General features: G+C 58.0%; 17 protein-coding genes. 6 read left to right on the forward strand and 11 right to left on the reverse strand.

Features of this window, described 5'->3' with window-relative positions; translation table 11 throughout:
* Positions 1-13: 13 nt before the first annotated feature.
* Complete coding sequence (locus V7651_RS15935; protein ID WP_335613734.1) at positions 14-1,702, reverse strand: alpha/beta fold hydrolase; 1,689 nt, start codon at positions 1,700-1,702, stop codon at positions 14-16.
* A gap of 157 nt (positions 1,703-1,859) precedes the next feature.
* Between V7651_RS15935 and V7651_RS15940 the strand changes: the two genes are divergently transcribed.
* Complete coding sequence (locus V7651_RS15940; protein WP_051624828.1) at positions 1,860-2,492, forward strand: TetR/AcrR family transcriptional regulator; 633 nt, start codon at positions 1,860-1,862, stop codon at positions 2,490-2,492.
* 47 nt (positions 2,493-2,539) lie between these two features.
* On the opposite strand, the gene V7651_RS15945 is transcribed toward V7651_RS15940, so the two are convergent.
* Positions 2,540-3,406, reverse strand: coding sequence for a phasin family protein (locus tag V7651_RS15945; RefSeq protein WP_051624827.1), 867 nt, complete (start codon positions 3,404-3,406; stop codon positions 2,540-2,542).
* Positions 3,407-3,545: 139 nt separating this feature from the next.
* Here V7651_RS15945 and V7651_RS15950 point away from each other — a divergent pair, with 139 nt between their 5' ends.
* Positions 3,546-4,250, forward strand: a complete 705-nt coding sequence (locus V7651_RS15950) for a dienelactone hydrolase family protein (protein ID WP_335613735.1) — start codon at positions 3,546-3,548, stop codon at positions 4,248-4,250.
* Here the strand turns inward: V7651_RS15950 and phoB are convergent.
* From phoB to pstC, 5 genes are read right to left on the reverse strand one after another with little or no spacing between them, the layout of a single operon-like run.
* Positions 4,247-4,933 (reverse strand): phosphate regulon transcriptional regulator PhoB, encoded by a 687-nt coding sequence (gene phoB / locus V7651_RS15955; RefSeq protein WP_034743109.1) that lies wholly within the window; start codon positions 4,931-4,933, stop codon positions 4,247-4,249. The two genes, V7651_RS15950 and phoB, sit on opposite strands and share 4 nt — an antisense overlap.
* 22 nt (positions 4,934-4,955) lie before the next feature.
* Entirely contained in the window at positions 4,956-5,648 is a 693-nt protein-coding gene (gene phoU / locus V7651_RS15960; RefSeq protein WP_034743112.1) for a phosphate signaling complex protein PhoU, read from the reverse strand.
* 10 nt (positions 5,649-5,658) lie between these two features.
* Positions 5,659-6,438 (reverse strand): phosphate ABC transporter ATP-binding protein PstB, encoded by a 780-nt coding sequence (pstB, locus tag V7651_RS15965; RefSeq protein WP_035539153.1) that lies wholly within the window; start codon positions 6,436-6,438, stop codon positions 5,659-5,661.
* Positions 6,439-6,488: 50 nt separating this feature from the next.
* Positions 6,489-8,069 (reverse strand): phosphate ABC transporter permease PstA, encoded by a 1,581-nt coding sequence (gene pstA / locus V7651_RS15970; RefSeq protein WP_335613736.1) that lies wholly within the window; start codon positions 8,067-8,069, stop codon positions 6,489-6,491.
* Positions 8,062-9,480 carry a phosphate ABC transporter permease subunit PstC gene (gene pstC / locus V7651_RS15975; protein ID WP_335613737.1) on the reverse strand — a complete coding sequence of 473 codons (1,419 nt, stop codon included), beginning with the start codon at positions 9,478-9,480 and terminating at the stop codon, positions 8,062-8,064. Before pstC ends, pstA begins: the two co-directional genes overlap by 8 nt.
* A gap of 132 nt (positions 9,481-9,612) precedes the next feature.
* Here pstC and hslV point away from each other — a divergent pair, with 132 nt between their 5' ends.
* Both hslV and hslU read left to right on the forward strand, forming a co-directional pair.
* Complete coding sequence (gene hslV / locus V7651_RS15980) at positions 9,613-10,170, forward strand: ATP-dependent protease subunit HslV (protein ID WP_035539034.1); 558 nt, start codon at positions 9,613-9,615, stop codon at positions 10,168-10,170.
* Positions 10,171-10,228: 58 nt separating this feature from the next.
* Positions 10,229-11,536: an ATP-dependent protease ATPase subunit HslU gene (hslU, locus tag V7651_RS15985; protein ID WP_335613738.1), complete on the forward strand. Its 1,308-nt coding sequence runs from the start codon at positions 10,229-10,231 to the stop codon at positions 11,534-11,536.
* A gap of 9 nt (positions 11,537-11,545) precedes the next feature.
* On the opposite strand, the gene V7651_RS15990 is transcribed toward hslU, so the two are convergent.
* Together V7651_RS15990 and V7651_RS15995 are read right to left on the reverse strand one after the other, a co-directional pair.
* Complete coding sequence (locus tag V7651_RS15990) at positions 11,546-11,884, reverse strand: winged helix-turn-helix transcriptional regulator (protein WP_035539030.1); 339 nt, start codon at positions 11,882-11,884, stop codon at positions 11,546-11,548.
* A 98-nt stretch (positions 11,885-11,982) separates the two neighbouring features.
* The gene (locus V7651_RS15995) at positions 11,983-12,981 is read right to left on the reverse strand and encodes an adenosine kinase (RefSeq protein WP_335613739.1); all 999 of its coding nucleotides are present in this window, start codon (positions 12,979-12,981) and stop codon (positions 11,983-11,985) included.
* A gap of 12 nt (positions 12,982-12,993) precedes the next feature.
* On the opposite strand from V7651_RS15995, the gene V7651_RS16000 reads away from it, so the two are divergent.
* Entirely contained in the window at positions 12,994-13,944 is a 951-nt protein-coding gene (locus V7651_RS16000; protein ID WP_335613740.1) for an ATP-grasp domain-containing protein, read from the forward strand.
* A gap of 57 nt (positions 13,945-14,001) precedes the next feature.
* On the opposite strand, the gene V7651_RS16005 is transcribed toward V7651_RS16000, so the two are convergent.
* Positions 14,002-14,775, reverse strand: coding sequence for a DUF481 domain-containing protein (locus V7651_RS16005; protein ID WP_035539026.1), 774 nt, complete (start codon positions 14,773-14,775; stop codon positions 14,002-14,004).
* Positions 14,776-14,907: 132 nt separating this feature from the next.
* Positions 14,908-15,633, reverse strand: a complete 726-nt coding sequence (nth, locus tag V7651_RS16010; protein WP_335613741.1) for an endonuclease III — start codon at positions 15,631-15,633, stop codon at positions 14,908-14,910.
* A gap of 56 nt (positions 15,634-15,689) precedes the next feature.
* Here nth and V7651_RS16015 point away from each other — a divergent pair, with 56 nt between their 5' ends.
* Positions 15,690-16,178 carry a DUF2244 domain-containing protein gene (locus tag V7651_RS16015; RefSeq protein WP_335590967.1) on the forward strand — a complete coding sequence of 163 codons (489 nt, stop codon included), beginning with the start codon at positions 15,690-15,692 and terminating at the stop codon, positions 16,176-16,178.
* The last annotated feature ends 95 nt before the right edge of the window (positions 16,179-16,273 follow it).

Consider the following 16,273-nt stretch of genomic DNA (forward strand, 5'->3'; position numbering starts at 1 on the left):
CGGCAGGAGCGTCTTATTCGTCAAAGACGTATTTGCCCGGTGCCGCATAAAGTGGTGGGAAGGCCTCGTTGCCGCAAGCTTTTGGCGCAGTCTTGAGTGCGCCGGAGCGCTCCTTCAGCCATGCGCCCCAGAGCGGCCACCATGAGCCTGCATGTTCCTCAGCCGTCGCAGCCCACTCGTCAGACGTGGGCTTGATCTCGGTATTACGGAAATACTTGGCTTTTGGATTTCCGGGCGGGTTGATCAGGGACTGTAGGTGTCCGCTTGAGGACAGGACGAACTCAACATTTTCCGATCCCAACAGACCAGGCGTCCGGTAACAGGCTTTCCATGGCGTGATGTGGTCAGTGAGACCGGCCACGACGAACGCATCGCATTTGACCTTGGACAGGTCAGCCTTGTGACCTGCAACATCGATTTCACCTGGGTGATCGAAGGGCTGCGTCAGGCCAAGATCCAGATAGTCCGAATGGAGCTGGGCGGGCAGATTGGTTGTGTCATTGTTCCAGAAGAGCACGTCATAGGGCGGTGGATCCTCGCCCATCAGGTAATTGTTGACGACATAATTCCAGATGAGGTCGTTCGGGCGCATCCACGCGAACATGCGGGCCAGATCCTCGCCCTTCAGGATGCCTTTGCGCCTGGAATACTTGCGCGCGATCTCGAGGCTGCCATCGGAGACGATCTGGCCAAGGTCGCTGTCGTCCCTCTGGGGATTTAGGACGCAGACCATGAAGGTGAGCGCATTGATACGCTTGTCGTCTGCCGCGGCGAGCAGGCTTGCGAAGGTCGCCGTCGTAATCCCGCCGGAGCAGGCACCGCCGATATTGATCTTGGGCGACTTCGTGATCTTGCGGATGACTTCGCTCGCCTGAATGAGACTGTCGACATAGTCCGACAGGCCCCAATGGGCGTGCTTCTTTGTCGGGTTCCGCCACGAAACGATAAATGGCTGCAGGTCCATCGACAGCAGGAACTGCACGATGGATGTCATGGGAGTCAGGTCATTCGCGTAGAACTTGTTGATCTGCGGCGGAATGATGAGGATGGGAGTTTTGTGAACCTTCTCTGTGGTCGGAGCGTACTGGATCAGTTCCAGCATCTCGTTCTTCCAGACGATGGACCCCTTTGATGTTGCGAGGTTCTCGCCAACCTTGAACGGACGCTTGTCGACCTGAGACGGCATACCTCCATTCTTCGTCAGGTCTGTGTAGAGATGCTGCATACCCTTGAGCAGGGAAAGGCCACCGGAATCGACGACACGCTTCGTAGCGGCCGGATTGCCCAAGAGCGTGTTCGTAGGGGCCAGCGCATCTGTGATCATGCCCATGACGAACTTGGCGCGCGCATGCTCAAGCTCGGTCATCTTGAGTTCGCCGACCCAGTTATTGAGATGTTCCTGGGTTGCCAGATAGGCCTGCATCCCGCGCTTGTAGAACGGGTTATGCTCCCACGCTGCGTCCTGAAAGCGCCGGTCCTTCCGGTCTGACTTACGGTCCGATTTGCCCATCAGGATTTTGGCGTTTTCGGCGGTGATCTTGCCGGCGGTCTTGGCCGTGGTGACGGGGTTGGTCATCGTGGACCGGAGCATCATGGCGACAGCGCCAAGCAATTCCTGCCGGTTGAAGCCGCCTGTAAGCGGGTTAAGCGCGGTCGTGCTCTCCGCAGCATTCCGGGCAATTTCTTCCTGTGGTGTCGGCATGGCTTGTCTCCCCGTGTGCGCCGGTCTTCCGCAGACACGAGGATCTACGGCGCCAGCTTAATTTGTTTCTCTTGCGATTGTGCAAAGATAGACTTGTAAAGTTTGAAAGAAAATTCGTTCCATAGTGATAATTGCGTGTCAAACTCCAAGTTGGACCATGAAAACACGCGACCGTATCCTTCAAGTCAGCCTCCTGCTCTTCAACGAGGAAGGAGAAGCGCCGCAAACGGCCGTCGATATTTCAAATGCACTCGATATAAGCCCCGGGAATCTTTACTATCATTTCAAGGGTAAGGACGCGATTATCCGCGCCCTGTTCGGCGCTTTTGAGGACGAGATGCGCGTCATCCTGCGCGGCTCAAAAGGCGGGGTCAACTCGATTGAGGACAATTGGGTCTATCTCTACATCATCCTCGAAGAGATTTACGATTTCCGGTTCTTCTATCGCGACCTTGGTGTCCTACTCGAGCGCTACCCCGATCTAGCCGTTCGTTTCCGGGCGTTGGTTAGCGAGAAACGTCAGACTATTACGCGTGTTCTGGAAGACCTGACAGAAAGCGATGTTCTTCGGCTGGACCCACGCCTCAAGACGGCGCTTACCGACCAGATCATGATGACCGTGACGTTCTGGCTGGCAAATGACAGCATAGGCACAACACACCATGACGGCCCGGCCCTGATCCACAAAACCGTGTTCCAGGTCATGTGCCTCATTGTGCCCTATATGGGAGAGGCCGGCTTTGGCGCCCTAACGCATATGATCGAGCATTATGAAGCGGTGATGGACTGATTTGAAGGGCGACCTCATTCTGAGACCGCCCTCCAGTATCGTCATCCCTACTTCTTCAGGGCTTTTGCCTGCTTCACCCAGTTGTCCCGGGTAATGCGGCCACGCGCACTGATCTTTTCATCCAGTGCAGCGACTTCAGCTTTCGTAAGCGCAGCAATCTGGGCGAAGGATGTGATGCCTTCCTTGGCCAGCTTCTTAAGAAGCGCCGGACCGACGCCCGTGATTTTCGACAAGTCGTCTGAACCGATTGCTTTGTCTTTGGCCTTTGGCGCAGCAGCCTTCGGCTCAGCCGGCTTCGTGGCCACAGCCTCTTTGACAGCAGCAGAAGTCTTCTTGGCGGCTTTCTTTGCTGTCTTGGCGACTTCGGCACCCGTCTCGCCGGCAACGGCTTCGATCTCGGCCGTCAGACGTGCAAGACGTGCTTTGAGGTTCACATCACCAGCAGCCGACTTGGCTTTGGAGGTCAGGTCGGACACTTCGTCTTCCAGCTTGTCCAGCTTCTTGTGAATCTTTTCGCCCTTGGTGCCGAGACCTTTGACGCCAAGGAGATCGCGCATGCGGTCCATACGGGCTTCAAACTGATCGCGCGCCTGCACCTGAAATTCACGGGCAGTTGCAGCAGCCTTGGCCATTTGCTGACCAGCCTTGAGCACACGCTCATCACCGCTGAGACGGGCACGCACGTCGCTCTCGATTTCCGTACCGCGCTTGACGAGGTCTTCGAAAACCTCAGCCGATTGCGTGTTCAGGACATTCGCACCAGCCAGTGCGCTGTCATAGGCTTTGCCATAGGCGCCAACGCCCGCAAGCCAGATCTTGTGCGCCATGTCGGTGGAGTTTGCCTCGATGTTCTTGCCGATCTTTTCGGCTTTCGTGCGCGACTTGGATTTCTCTTTGGATTTCGACTTTGCCATTGCTTGGCTCCTTCGGGTTATCTGATGGGACCAGAAATAAGGAAGAAGTCTAGAAAGCGCATACTAATCGCTGCCGGGGTTGAAACCCGTCGGTGAATAGCGTGTATCTGACCGTAGAAACCACGAGAGGAACATGGATATGAGCACGGTTGACTACAGCATTGATGGAAAACCATATGAGGGCTTCTTTCTGAAACCGGCAGGCAAGTCGAATGTCCCGGTCGTTGTTATCGCGCACGCCTGGGCCGGCCTTGCGGAGAATGAGCGTCAGAAGGCGCAGCTTGTTGTCGACAAGCTAGGCTATGCCGCCTTTGCCATGGATGTTTACGGCAAGGGCAAGCGCGGCACGACGGTTGAGGAAAACCAGGCGCTGATGAACCCGCTCGCGGGCGATCGCGCCGAGCTGCAAAAGCGGCTTGCGGCCGGGCTAGCCGTTGCGAAGCAGCAGGAAGGGGTCGATGCCAACAAGGCTGCCGCAATCGGTTACTGTTTTGGCGGCCTCTCCGTTCTGGACATGGCGCGGGCCGGTATGGACGTACTGGGCGTATGTTCCTTCCATGGCCTGCTCGGCGCGCCGGAGAACATCTCTTCACCGAAGATTTCCGCCAAAGTACTGATCGAGCACGGCTGGCAGGACCCAATGGCGAAGCCGGATGATGTGCTCGCCATCGCGAAGGAGATGACCGAGGCAGGCGCCGACTGGCAACTGCACGCGCATGGCAATTCCATGCACGCCTTCACTACCGAGGGTGCGAACAATGCCGAGATGGGCACGGTCTACAATGCCGACGCCGACCGGCGCAGCTTTGCGCACCTGAAAGATTTCCTGGCTGAACTCTTCTAGTCGCCGCGAAGGGCATAGCCGGCAGAGCGGACGGTGCGGATAGGATCCTCGCCGCCGCCCTGACGGAGCGCCTTACGCAGGCGCCCGACATGTACGTCGACCGTGCGCGCCTCAACATAGACGTCAGAGCCCCAGACAGTATCAAGCAGCTGTTCGCGGGAGAAGACCCGACCGGGATGCTGCATGAAATAATCCAGCAGGCGGAATTCCGTCGGACCGAGATGAATCTCGCCTTCGTTACGCATCACACGGTGAGCGACGCGATCAATGATGATGTCGCCGACAGTGATCTTGTCTTCCTTGAGGCCCGGACGGATGCGGCGCAGGACGGCCCGCACGCGCGCCATCAGCTCGGTCGTCGAGAAGGGCTTGGTGACATAATCATCCGCGCCCGTATCAAGCCCGCGGATACGGTCACTCTCTTCGCCGCGCGCGGTCAGCATGATGATGGGCATATTCGGATTGGCGCCGCCATTGCGAATTCGCCGACACACTTCAATGCCGCTGACCTTGGGCAGCATCCAGTCAAGCAGGATCAGGTCCGGCGCGCGTTCGTCGATCATCATGAGCGCCTCTTCCCCGTCCGCGGCGACGGCGACGTCATAATCCTCTTTCTTGAGGTTATAGAGCAGGAGTTCAGAGACGGCGCTCTCGTCTTCTGCGATGAGCACAAAGGGTTTCATGTTGTCGTCCTCGTTAGCGGCATCAGCCGTCTATCTGGGGTGTTTTGGGTCTGTCCGTTGACAGAAGATATTCTCCCGTCGCCTGGAAATATACAAACTCGGCGATATTGGTGCAGTGGTCTCCGATGCGCTCAAGGTTCTTTGCCATGAACAGCATATGTGCCCCTGCCCCGATCGTGCGTGGGTCTTCAATCATGTAGGTCAGCATTTCCCGGAACAGGGAATTGTAGTGCTGGTCGATATCATCGTCGCCTTCCCAGACTGCCTTGGCGGCTGAGGCATTGCCGGTGGCATAGGCGTCCAGCACCATGTTCAGCTGGCGCGATACGGGGCTTGCCATGCGGTAGATTCCCTTACGCATGGAAGGGCCGACATTCTCATCCAGTCGCTGGGCGCGTTTGGCGATGTTCTTGGAAAGATCGCCGACGCGTTCCAGTTCGCCGACAACCTTGAGAGCCGAGAACACGGCTCTCAGATCGTGCGCCATGGGCTGGCGACGGGCGATAAGGCTGACGATCTGCCGCTCAACATCCGCCTCCAATTTGTCGACCTGCGGGTCACGCGCGACCACTTCACGGGCAAGCTCGACGTCATTCTTGTTCACGGCCGAGCAGGCATCGAGGATCATTGTCTCGACGATGCCGCCCATGCGCAGGATGTCTGCAGCCAGCTTGTCGAGTTCGTCCGTGAATGCGGAAACAATGTGATCAGACATGATTCAAATCCTAACCGAACCTGCCGGTGATATAATCCTCGGTGCGGCGTTCGCGAGGATTGGTGAAAATCTGGTCCGTCTCACCCATTTCGACGAGTTCACCGAGATGGAAGAACGCAGTGCGCTGGGAGACGCGCGCCGCCTGCTGCATGGAGTGCGTGACGATGACGATGCAGTAGCGCTTGCGCAGCTCGTCGATCAGTTCCTCGATACGTGCCGTGGCGACCGGATCCAGCGCAGAGCAAGGCTCATCCATCAGGATGACTTCAGGGCGCACAGCGATGGCGCGGGCGATACACAGGCGCTGCTGCTGTCCACCGGAGAGACTATTGCCTGGGGAAGAGAGACGGTCTTTGACTTCTTCCCAGAGACCGGCGCGCCGAAGGCTTTTCTCGACCATTTCGTCCAGGTCTTCGCGTGTTTCGGCGAGGCCATGAATACGCGGGCCATAAGCGATGTTGTCGAAAATCGACTTTGGAAATGGGTTGGGCTTCTGGAACACCATGCCGACGCGCGAGCGTAGCAGAACCGGGTCGATATCCGGGTCGTTGATGTTTTCGCCATCCATGATGATCTCGCCGGTCACCTTGCAGGACTCGATCGTGTCATTCATGCGGTTCAGGCAACGCAGGAAGGTGGACTTGCCACAACCCGACGGCCCGATCAAAGCGGTCACGGAACGGTCTGGAATGGGTAGCGAAATATCGAAGATGGCCTGCTTGTCGCCATAGGACACATTGATATTCTTGCACTCTATCCGTGGATAAGTGAGGCCCCGTGTCTCGTCCATGCTGGTCCCTGCCGTCAGTGTTTCGCGGCTTTCAGTGATTGTGGTTTCCATTACCATCTCCGCTCGAACCGGCGTCGCAGGAATACGACAATACCATTCATCGTGATTAGGAACATGAGGAGGATGACGATCACCGCTGCCGTCATCGGCTCCCAAGCGCGCTCTGCATGCGTTGCCCAACTATATACCAGAACAGGCAAAGCCGTCGATTCATCCGTCGGGCCTGTGGGTACGTCTGCCACAAACGCCACCATTCCGATCAGCAGCAAGGGCGCCGTCTCACCCAGCGCACGCGCCATGCCGAGAATAGCGCCGGTAAAGATACCGGGCCCCGCTACGGGTAATACGTGATGGAAAACCGATTGCATCTTGGAGGCCCCTACCCCCAAAGCAGCCGCGCGAATGGATGGCGGCACCGATTTGAGCGCAGCGCGCGAAGCGATGATAATCGTTGGCAAAGTCAGCAGCGCAAGCACAAGGCCGCCAACAAGGGGCGCCGAGCGTGGTAATCCGAAAAAGCCCAGAAAAACGGCCGCCCCCAACAAGCCGAAGACAATCGAAGGTACGGCGGCCAGATTGTTGATGTTGACCTCAATGATCTCAGTGAGCCGGTTACGCGGTGCAAACTCTTCAAGATAGACCGACGCGAAAATGCCTACTGGAATGGCGATGAAAGCCGTAACGAGCATTGTCAGTAGTGAACCCACAATGGCGGCCAGTGCACCTGCCAGTTCCGGATAAGTGCTGTCTGTGTGCGTGAGAAGGCTGAAGTGAGGAACGCGTGAAATGCGCCCCATGTCTTTCAGGGCAAGGGTCCAGGCGATCTGGTCGTCGTAGACATTCCGTTGAGCTTCCGGCAAGGCGATGACACGCGCCAAGGGACGGGACCCCTGGAATTCCGAAGCGTTTCCCGTAAGCAGGTCCATCTCCAAAGTGTCAGTGCTCATGTTCACAACACGGCCTGTCGCCGAGCCTGAGGTCACAAGAATTGAGCGCGCATCAACCGCATCCCCCACTTCGGCGCGCTGTGCCGCAATGAGCGATTGCAGGCCTTTGAAAGCGTTTTCGCCTGAAAGCGTTACACGTCCCGGTGCCGTCTCAAGGCCCTGCGCGACAGTGCCCAGTTTGAGACGCGCTTCGGGCGAAACCGCCCCTTTGAGATACAGGTCCAGATCGTCATTGAGCGGCACCTTGATGGTCATCTCCTGACCGATTTGTGTCGGGTTCGCCGCGACGGATTTCGCCACAGGCAGCACGGCCAGCCGTGTCAGAAGATCACCGAGTTGGCGCGTCTCAAGCCGGTTGCCCTTCACATTCGGAAATGTTTGCAACAGGTTGTCCCGCAGCAACTCGTAAAAGCCATCGATATTGCGCGCCACATCCGCCGGTTTGTCTTTCCCGGGAGGGGCGATGACGGCCGGATCAAGCACCACATCGTAGCGAACAACATGATAGGTAGCGGCCGACATCGCTTGAGACAGGATCGATATGATCAACAGCGATAGAGCCGCCAATGCGAAGGCAATCGCGGACATGCCATAGAATTTGAAACGCGTATCGGCTGCCCGGCGCTTCTTCAGGCGCTTCAACGCTTTTTCGTTCCGGAAGGGGGCTGGTGCGGCGTCAGTCATATTTTTCACGATACTTCTGAACGACCCGAAGGGCGATGAGGTTGAAGAAGAGGGTAATGACAAACAGGACAAGCCCCAGTGCGAAGGCAGACAGCGTCTTCGGGCTATCGAACTCTGTTTCCCCGGTCAGAAGGGCAACGATCTGAACGGTAATCGTCGTCAGGTCAGCCGTCGGATCGGGCGAGATGCGCGCCCGCTGTCCCGCCGCCATCACCACGATCATCGTCTCACCGATCGCGCGGGAGACAGCCAGCAGCAGCGACGCAATAATCCCAGGCAAAGCGGCCGGCAGGACGACATGCTTTACCGTCTCTGATTTCGTCGCGCCCATGGCGTAGGCGGCATCGCGCAGCGTTTGCGGAACAGCATTGATCACATCGTCGGAGAGGGACGAGACAAAGGGGATGACCATGATGCCCATGACGAGCCCGGCCGCCAGCGCGCTGGTTGGCTGGGCCGCCAGAAGCGGCTCTGCCGTGATGCCCGCAGACATCAGGGTCATGTTGATCCAGACAGCGACCGCCCGGATCGCTGGCGCGACCACAAGCAAAGCGAAGAAGCCATAAACGACCGTCGGGATACCGGCGAGCACCTCAAGGACCGGCTTCACCCAGGCCCGCACGGTTGGCCCGGCATATTCGGAAAGGTAGATCGCCGCAAACAGACCGACAGGCGCTGCGATGAGCATGGCGATCAGCGCGATCATGAACGTGCCATAGAACAGAGGGAGGGCGCCAAACTCTGCGCTTGTCTGCGCGTTCCAGCGCGTACCGAACAGGAAATCCCAGAATGGGATCTCCGAGAAAAACCGCAGGCTTTCGTAAAGCAACGACGCGACAATGCCGACAGTTGTAGCGATTGCGATGCCGGCACACAGGAACAGGAAGAGCTCTATGCCCCCCTCGACCCGATTGCGGGCCCGGAAGCCAGGAGCCACCTTGCGACGCGCCAGGAAAAAGCCGCACGCTGCGCTGATCAGGGCCAGCCCGATGGCTGAAGCCTTCACCATGCCCTGCAGTTCAAGAAATCGATTGGCGATGGCTGAGAACACGCGGTCTGCGCCGCCATAGCCGTGGTCAAATGCGGCACGCGCGATTGAGTCCAGGTAAACGTCCAACTCGACAGACGGCATGCTCTGGAAATTGGCTGGCAACTCCCCGGCAAGCAGCGACCGGACTATGCCCTCGCCCAGCATTGCGTAGGCCAGCGCCACGACCAGCGCCGGGACAAAGGTCCACATGGCAACATAGTAGCCGTGATAATTGGGTCGGGAATGGACCCGGATAGATCCTGTGGCACCGCTGAATCGTTCGGCTTGGACCCGGCCAACGAAAAAGCCGCCCGATGCCAGCATCGCGAGCAATGCCAGCAAAAGCCATCCCATGGGCAAGTGACCGAGCTGCTGAATCATCCAGTTCGAATTCCCCGTTAATGTGGCTTCCCTTAATGCTGCTCCGCGACAGTTATGTGACAATTGTGACAGGCATGACAGATGACCGCACATGTCTTGCACCAAAGGGCCTGATCGGCCACATCTTGGGACATGAAACAGCGCAATGAATCTGAAGCGATCTGGCACGGGACAACGATCCTCGCCGTTCGAAAATCCGGTAAGCTCGCCATGCTGAGCGACGGACAAGTCTCAATGGGTCAAACCATTATGAAGGGAAATGCACGTAAAGTGCGACGCATTGCAGGCGGCGAGATTCTCGCTGGCTTTGCGGGCGCGACAGCAGACGCCTTCACACTTTTCGAGCGGCTTGAAGCCAAGCTGGAACGGCACCCGGGCCAACTCCAGAGGGCCGCCGTTGAGTTGGCTAAGGACTGGCGAACTGAAAAATACCTACAAAAACTTGAAGCCCTGCTGATCGTGGCTGACAAGGAGGTCACGCTCGTGATCACCGGCGCGGGTGATGTGCTTGAGCCTGAGCACAATGTGGTCTCCGTTGGGTCAGGCGGCAATTATGCGCTGGCTGCCGCGCGGGGCCTCTATGATTATGAAGAGGATGCGGAAGTCATCGGTCGCAAGGCGATGCAGATTGCCGCTGATATTTGCGTCTACACTAACGCCAACTTCACGCTCGAAACGCTCGACCTTTAATCGCCTCCCCTTCTGGTCTGATGCAGACCTGATGGCAAAGCAGTTCCGGAATATCTGAATGCAAAACCTGACACCACGTGAGATCGTTGCCGAGCTTGACCGGCACATTGTTGGCCAGACTGGCGCAAAGCGCGCCGTGGCGATTGCCCTGCGCAACCGCTGGCGCCGCAAGCAGGCGCCTGAAGCGCTTCGCAACGAGATTACACCCAAAAACATCCTGATGATCGGCCCCACAGGCGTGGGCAAGACTGAAGTTTCCCGCCGCCTGGCCAAGCTCGCCAATGCGCCATTCCTGAAGGTGGAAGCGACCAAGTTCACTGAAGTCGGTTATGTCGGACGAGATGTCGAACAGATCATTCGCGACCTGGTCGAAGCTGCCATCGGCATGATTCGAGAGCAGAAACGGGCTGGCGTGGCGCAGCAGGCCAAGGATGCGGCGGAAGAACGCCTTCTGGACGCCCTTGTGGGCGCTGAGTCTCAAGCGTCCACACGCGAAGCCTTTCGGCGCAAATTGCGCGCAGGCGAACTCGACGACAAGCCGGTGGATATCGATTTCACCGACTCAGGCAATGCCATGCAGATGCTCGATATTCCGGGGCAAGGCGGCTCGATGGGCATGATCAACCTGTCGGACATGCTCGGTAAGGCCATGGGCGGCGGGCGCACCAAGCGCGTTCGCACGACTGTGAAGGAGGCCCACCGCCCTCTCCTGGATGAAGAAGCAGACCGCTTGCTCGACGAGGATGCCATCATCCGCGAGGCCGTGAAGGCTGTCGAAGAGGACGGCATCGTTTTCCTCGACGAAATTGACAAGGTGGCCGCACGCAAGGACCGGGGCGGCGCCGATGTCAGCCGGGAAGGTGTGCAACGCGACCTGCTGCCGCTGATCGAAGGCACAACCGTGTCCACCAAACGCGGCGCGGTCAAGACAGACCATATCCTGTTCATCGCGTCTGGCGCGTTCCATGTCTCCAAGCCATCAGACCTGCTGCCGGAATTACAGGGCCGTCTGCCGATCCGCGTCGAACTCGAGCCTTTGTCACGTGACGACCTGAGGCGTATCCTTGTGGAACCGGAGGCGAGCCTTGTGCGCCAGTATGAGGCGCTCATGGCGGCGGAAAATGTAACACTGGTCTTCGAGGATGCGGCCATCGACCGGCTCGCAGACCTCGCGGAAGCGGTGAACAACTCGGTGGAGAATATCGGCGCCCGGCGCCTGCAGACCGTGCTGGAACGGCTTCTGGATGAGATCAGCTTCGACGCACCTGACAAGTCTGGCGAAACCATCACGATTACGGCGGACTATGTGAACGAACGCGTGGCGAGCCTTGCCGGCAACGCGGACCTCTCCAAGTTCATTCTCTAATAGAGGCGATTAGCTCGCGCTGGCCCGTCGCACCGGCAAATGCTTCTTGCCCCAATCTCGCAGGGTCATGAGCGCTGGGGCGAGTTCCTGGCCCTTCTCTGTGAGAACGTAGTCATAACGCTTGGGCGCTTCTGAATACGGGTTTCGGACCAGAATGCCTGCTTCGACAAGGCGCTTGAGCCGGTCAGCGAGTATGTGCCGCGTCATCCCGCTTGATTCCGCAAATTGCTCGAACCGCGAGAGGCCGAGGAGGCAGTCCCTCAAAATGAGAAGCGTCCAGCGGTCACCCAGCACGGACAGCGTCCGCGCGACCGGGCACCAGTTATCCGAGAGCTCTGACCATTTCATACGGGATCCCCTGCGCCGATTCCCAGCAAGTTCTGAAACAGCACTATGGGGCGATTCGTTCTTGTTGGGCTTACCGCGTCACGGTATCTGGTCGCGTTCTAAAGCTTGATACCTGCCGCTTCAGCGAGGCCTGCAAGCGAGACTTCCGGACGTGGGCCAAAATGGCTGATGACTTCAGCCGCCGCGATATGGCCAAGCCGTGCGCAGGTCGCCAGCGGCAAGCCGCGCGCGTACCCAAAAAGGAAGCCAGCGGCGTACTGATCGCCGGCACCTGTTGTGTCGACCACTTTTGCCACCGGCTCAGCCGCAACCGTCAGAGGCTCGCCGTCACCGATCACAACGGAGCCTTTTTCGCTCCGCGTCACGGCGGCGATCGCCGTATCAGCCTGAAGGCGCGCAATGGCTTCATCAAAGTCACGCGTCTGGTAGAGGGACAGGAGCTCCTCCTCGTTGGCGAAGAGAATATCGACATGGCCCTGAACCAGATGCAGGAAGCTCTCCCGGTGGCGATCCACGCAAAAGCTGTCCGAAAGCGTCAGGGCAACAAGTCGGCCTGCGGACTTGGCAATTTCAGACGCGTGGATGAAGGCGGCCTTGGCGTCGTCCTTATCGAACAGATAGCCTTCGAGGTAGAGTATGCGACCTTCGCGGACGACCTCTTCGTCGACATCCTCCTTGGAGAAGAGAACTGAAGCGCCAAGAAATGTGTTCATGCTGCGCGCGCCGTCGTCGGTGACAAAGATGATACACCGAGCCGTTGCCGGCCCATCCTCGAGCGGATGGGTCGCGAAAGGCACGCCTGTTTTGGTCATTTCTTCCCGAAACTGGCGGCCGAGATCATCATTGGCTGTCTTGCCTATATAAGCAGCGCTGCCGCCGAAGCTCGATACGCCCGCTATGGTGTTTGCACCGCTTCCGCCTGACGTGATGATCGGGTTCTTCGCCTCTGCCGTAAGTTCCTCTGCGCGAGGCTCCTCGATCAGCGTCATGGCATCTTTCTGGATATCCCATGATTTCAGGAACGCACCATCCGCGCTGGAAAGAACATCAACGATCGCATTGCCGAGGCCGACAACATCATAACGGGTGGAAGTCATATTTTCTTAGCCTTGAAAACCAAGCCCGCCGATTGCCAGACATGGGCGCTGGACGCAACTGCGCGCCATGCTAAACCGCTCGCCATGAAAATCGCTTACATTGCCTCCCGAGTCACGCTGCCAGGTTCACCCGTTCGTCGTAGTGATGCTTTCGAACATGACTATATGATGCGTTCACTCGTGCCGGCTTTTGCCGAAAAGGGCATGAGCGTTGTCGATGTCGCCTGGGATGATCCAGACGCGGATTGGGGATCGTTTGGCGCCGCCATCATCGGCACAACCTGGGACTATTGGGACCGTATTGATCAGTTCCTCAATACCCTGGAGGCCATTGGCAAGCGCACGCGCCTGTTCAACTCCGCAGACATGGTGCGCTGGAACAGCCGCAAGACGTACCTGAAAGACCTTGAAGCGAAAGGCGCAAACCTGATCCCGACCCTCTGGCTGGACAAGGTGACGCCGGATACTGCTTCGGGGGCATTCGACGTGCTTGGCAGTGACGACCTCGTCTTCAAGCGCCAGATTGGCGCCGGCGCCCGGGACCAGTTCCGCCTCAAGCGCGGAGAGACGATTCCCGCAGTTGCGCACCCGATGATGGTCCAGCCCTTCCTGAACATGATCCAGACCGAAGGCGAGATCAGCTTCATCTTTATTGACGGCCAGTTCAGTCATGCCCTGATCAAGCGTGCCGCAGACGGCGACTACAGGATCCAATCCGAATATGGCGGGCAGGAAGAACCGATTGTCCCGTCCTCACGGGACCTGGCCGCCGCGCAGGCTATAATTGGCACACTTGACCAAACGCCCCTCTACGGCCGCGTCGACATGCTGCGCGCGGAAAATGGCCAACTCCTTCTAATGGAGCTGGAACTGATCGAGCCCTATCTCTATCCCATCGAAGGGCCCGAGCTTGGCAAGCGAATGGCGGCAGCGATCGCACGGCAAATCAGGATCGAGGCCTAAAGCCCTTCGCTGAAATTCCGAGCGCATACTTTACGCTATATTTCCTCGGGTGCGGCCCTACTTCCCGAAGCCATACACGAGCGCAACTTTCAGCGCGGTGTCAGTGTCCTCGAAACCGTCAGCCGGGTTGGTGTCGTAGCGGACATTGAAGGACATGCGCGCGGAGAAGGATTTTGAAACGGAAGCCGTCAGCGCAATGCTATTTTCAATCTGCGTGGATGTTTCCCCGTACAGCACGTCCGTCTCGTTCGCGAGTTTGACATTATCGTTGAATTGATAGCCAAATTCAGAGCGCGCCACCGCACCGATAGACGTCACGGTTTCCGCTGGCGTGACGATCACGACGCCATCTGAATTCGTCACGACAGTGCGTTTCACTTCGTCAATCTTGACACCCGGGCCGCCGCGAACGGTCCAGCTTGCCTTCTCACCATTGAGGATATGATAGCCTAGGCCGCCACCCACAAAGGTACGGCTATCGAATCCTGTGAACTGATCGACCTCATAAGAGGTCCGACCAAAGCTGAAGAGTTTTTCGTTCAGAAGGCGATCAACATCACCCGAGAAGAAGTAGCGGTTCCGGCTTTCGATGCCATCCTGTTCGCCATATTCGCCGTCCGCGACCAGTTCGACTCTCCAAAGACCCGCCGTGCGCGCGACATCAACGCCGAGGCCCAGATCAGTCGTTTCAGTATTGCCGGTCGTGTAACCCGCATTTAAGGCCGCTTCGCCGCTCCAGCCATCCTTTTCCTGAGCGTAAGCCGGCGCAACGGCCACAAGAGCGGCGCCGACAGATGCAAGGATGAATGATGACTGGTTCAGTGGACGCATTGCGAAGACTCCTGGATTTATCGGATAAGTTCTGGTGGCAAATTCAGACCATCGACTCACGGAACCATGGCCACTTGATGGCGCGTATACCTTGAGAATAATCTGCGACAAGCCTGCCTAAACAGGTGGCGTTTAATGACGCGGACCGAGGCGAGAGACAGTCGCAGGGTCCGGCGTTTTGGGCTTGTGACGGCACAGATCTGCTATGGCGCAGTGCCAGCATTCCGGCGTCTGCGCCTTGCAGACGTAACGGCCATGCAGAATCAGCCAGTGATGGGCGCCCTGCTTGTATTCGGTCGGCGTCGCGCGCTCGAGCCCCGCCTCGACCTGCTCAGGCGTCTTGCCTGGCGCCAAGCCTGTCCGATTTGCCACCCGAAACACATGGGTATCCACGGCAATCGTCGGCACGCCAAAAGCCTCGTTCAGCACTACATTGGCTGTCTTGCGGCCGACGCCCGGCAGGCGCTCAAGCTCATCTCGCGTTTCCGGCACAACGCCGCCGAATTCGTCCAGGAGCATCTGGCTCAGTGCGATGACGTTCTTGGCCTTGTTGCGCCAAAGCCCGATGGTGCGGATGTATCCAGCCACCCCCTCTTCGCCCAGCGCCAGCATCTTTTCAGGCGTGTCTGCGACAGCGAAGAGTTTGGCGGTGGCCTTGTTCACCCCGACATCGGTCGCTTGCGCAGACAGGGCGACCGCGACAACCAGCGTATAGGGGCTCGTGAAGTCCAGTTCGGTGCGGGGTTCCGGCCTGTCTTCAGCGAGCGCCTTATATAGCGCATGCGCTTTTTCCGGACCGAATGTTCTTGGAGCCCGCTTTTTCCGGGTCTTCGGCTTGGAGGGTGCGTCATTTGGCATGCAGGACTGTCTAAGTCGCACTTTGCAGCATGCAAGGGCGTGCTAGATATTCCTGCATGAGCGAAATTGACGAAGTCGTTTATCTGGATGCGCTGCTGACCCCGAACAGGTCGCTGAGCCCGCGTGGCTTTGCCATCATCATGAGTGTCGTCGGCGTCGCGAGTTTTGTCAGCGGAATGGCGTTTCTCTCCATGGGCGCCTTCCCTGTCGTGGGATTCTTCGGCCTGGATGCTCTGGCGATCTACCTGGCCTTTCGCTGGTCCTTCCGTCGTCAGCGGGAAGAAACTCGCATCACCATCACCGGGAAGTCGGTGCATCTCTTCCATCGCAAGGCGGATGGCTCCGAGCGACGTGTGGAACTTCCCTCGGCCTTCGCCCGGGTGGAACTCGATGAGCCCGTCGAATCGACCAGTTGGCTGCGAATCGAGCACGGACGGACGGCCTATGTCATTGGACGTTTCCTGACACTTCCCGAGCGCAAATCACTTTTAACGGCCATCCGGGCGGCCCTGATCAGCGCCCGTAGCGAACGGTATTTGGCCTGAATTCGGGTTACCAAAAATAAATGACGCCTGCGTCATGGTTTTTTTATCCGGGCTATGTTAAATTCTTCCAGACATCAAAACTGGCATCCGGTTGA

This window comes from Hyphomonas oceanitis, from assembly GCF_036964545.1.
Lineage (GTDB): Bacteria > Pseudomonadota > Alphaproteobacteria > Caulobacterales > Hyphomonadaceae > Hyphomonas > Hyphomonas oceanitis.

Bases quoted from the DNA above. Each gene is read 5' to 3' on its own strand.
- V7651_RS15935 (WP_335613734.1), bottom strand. From the start codon at position 1,702: ATGCCGACACCACAGGAAGAAATTGCCCGGAATGCTGCGGAGAGCACG.
- V7651_RS15940 (WP_051624828.1), top strand. From the start codon at position 1,860: ATGAAAACACGCGACCGTATCCTTCAAGTCAGCCTCCTGCTCTTCAAC.
- V7651_RS15945 (WP_051624827.1), bottom strand. From the start codon at position 3,406: ATGGCAAAGTCGAAATCCAAAGAGAAATCCAAGTCGCGCACGAAAGCC.
- V7651_RS15950 (WP_335613735.1), top strand. From the start codon at position 3,546: ATGAGCACGGTTGACTACAGCATTGATGGAAAACCATATGAGGGCTTC.
- phoB (WP_034743109.1), bottom strand. From the start codon at position 4,933: ATGAAACCCTTTGTGCTCATCGCAGAAGACGAGAGCGCCGTCTCTGAA.
- phoU (WP_034743112.1), bottom strand. From the start codon at position 5,648: ATGTCTGATCACATTGTTTCCGCATTCACGGACGAACTCGACAAGCTG.
- pstB (WP_035539153.1), bottom strand. From the start codon at position 6,438: ATGGACGAGACACGGGGCCTCACTTATCCACGGATAGAGTGCAAGAAT.
- pstA (WP_335613736.1), bottom strand. From the start codon at position 8,069: ATGACTGACGCCGCACCAGCCCCCTTCCGGAACGAAAAAGCGTTGAAG.
- pstC (WP_335613737.1), bottom strand. From the start codon at position 9,480: ATGATTCAGCAGCTCGGTCACTTGCCCATGGGATGGCTTTTGCTGGCA.
- hslV (WP_035539034.1), top strand. From the start codon at position 9,613: ATGAAACAGCGCAATGAATCTGAAGCGATCTGGCACGGGACAACGATC.
- hslU (WP_335613738.1), top strand. From the start codon at position 10,229: ATGCAAAACCTGACACCACGTGAGATCGTTGCCGAGCTTGACCGGCAC.
- V7651_RS15990 (WP_035539030.1), bottom strand. From the start codon at position 11,884: ATGAAATGGTCAGAGCTCTCGGATAACTGGTGCCCGGTCGCGCGGACG.
- V7651_RS15995 (WP_335613739.1), bottom strand. From the start codon at position 12,981: ATGACTTCCACCCGTTATGATGTTGTCGGCCTCGGCAATGCGATCGTT.
- V7651_RS16005 (WP_035539026.1), bottom strand. From the start codon at position 14,775: ATGCGTCCACTGAACCAGTCATCATTCATCCTTGCATCTGTCGGCGCC.
- nth (WP_335613741.1), bottom strand. From the start codon at position 15,633: ATGCCAAATGACGCACCCTCCAAGCCGAAGACCCGGAAAAAGCGGGCT.
- V7651_RS16015 (WP_335590967.1), top strand. From the start codon at position 15,690: ATGAGCGAAATTGACGAAGTCGTTTATCTGGATGCGCTGCTGACCCCG.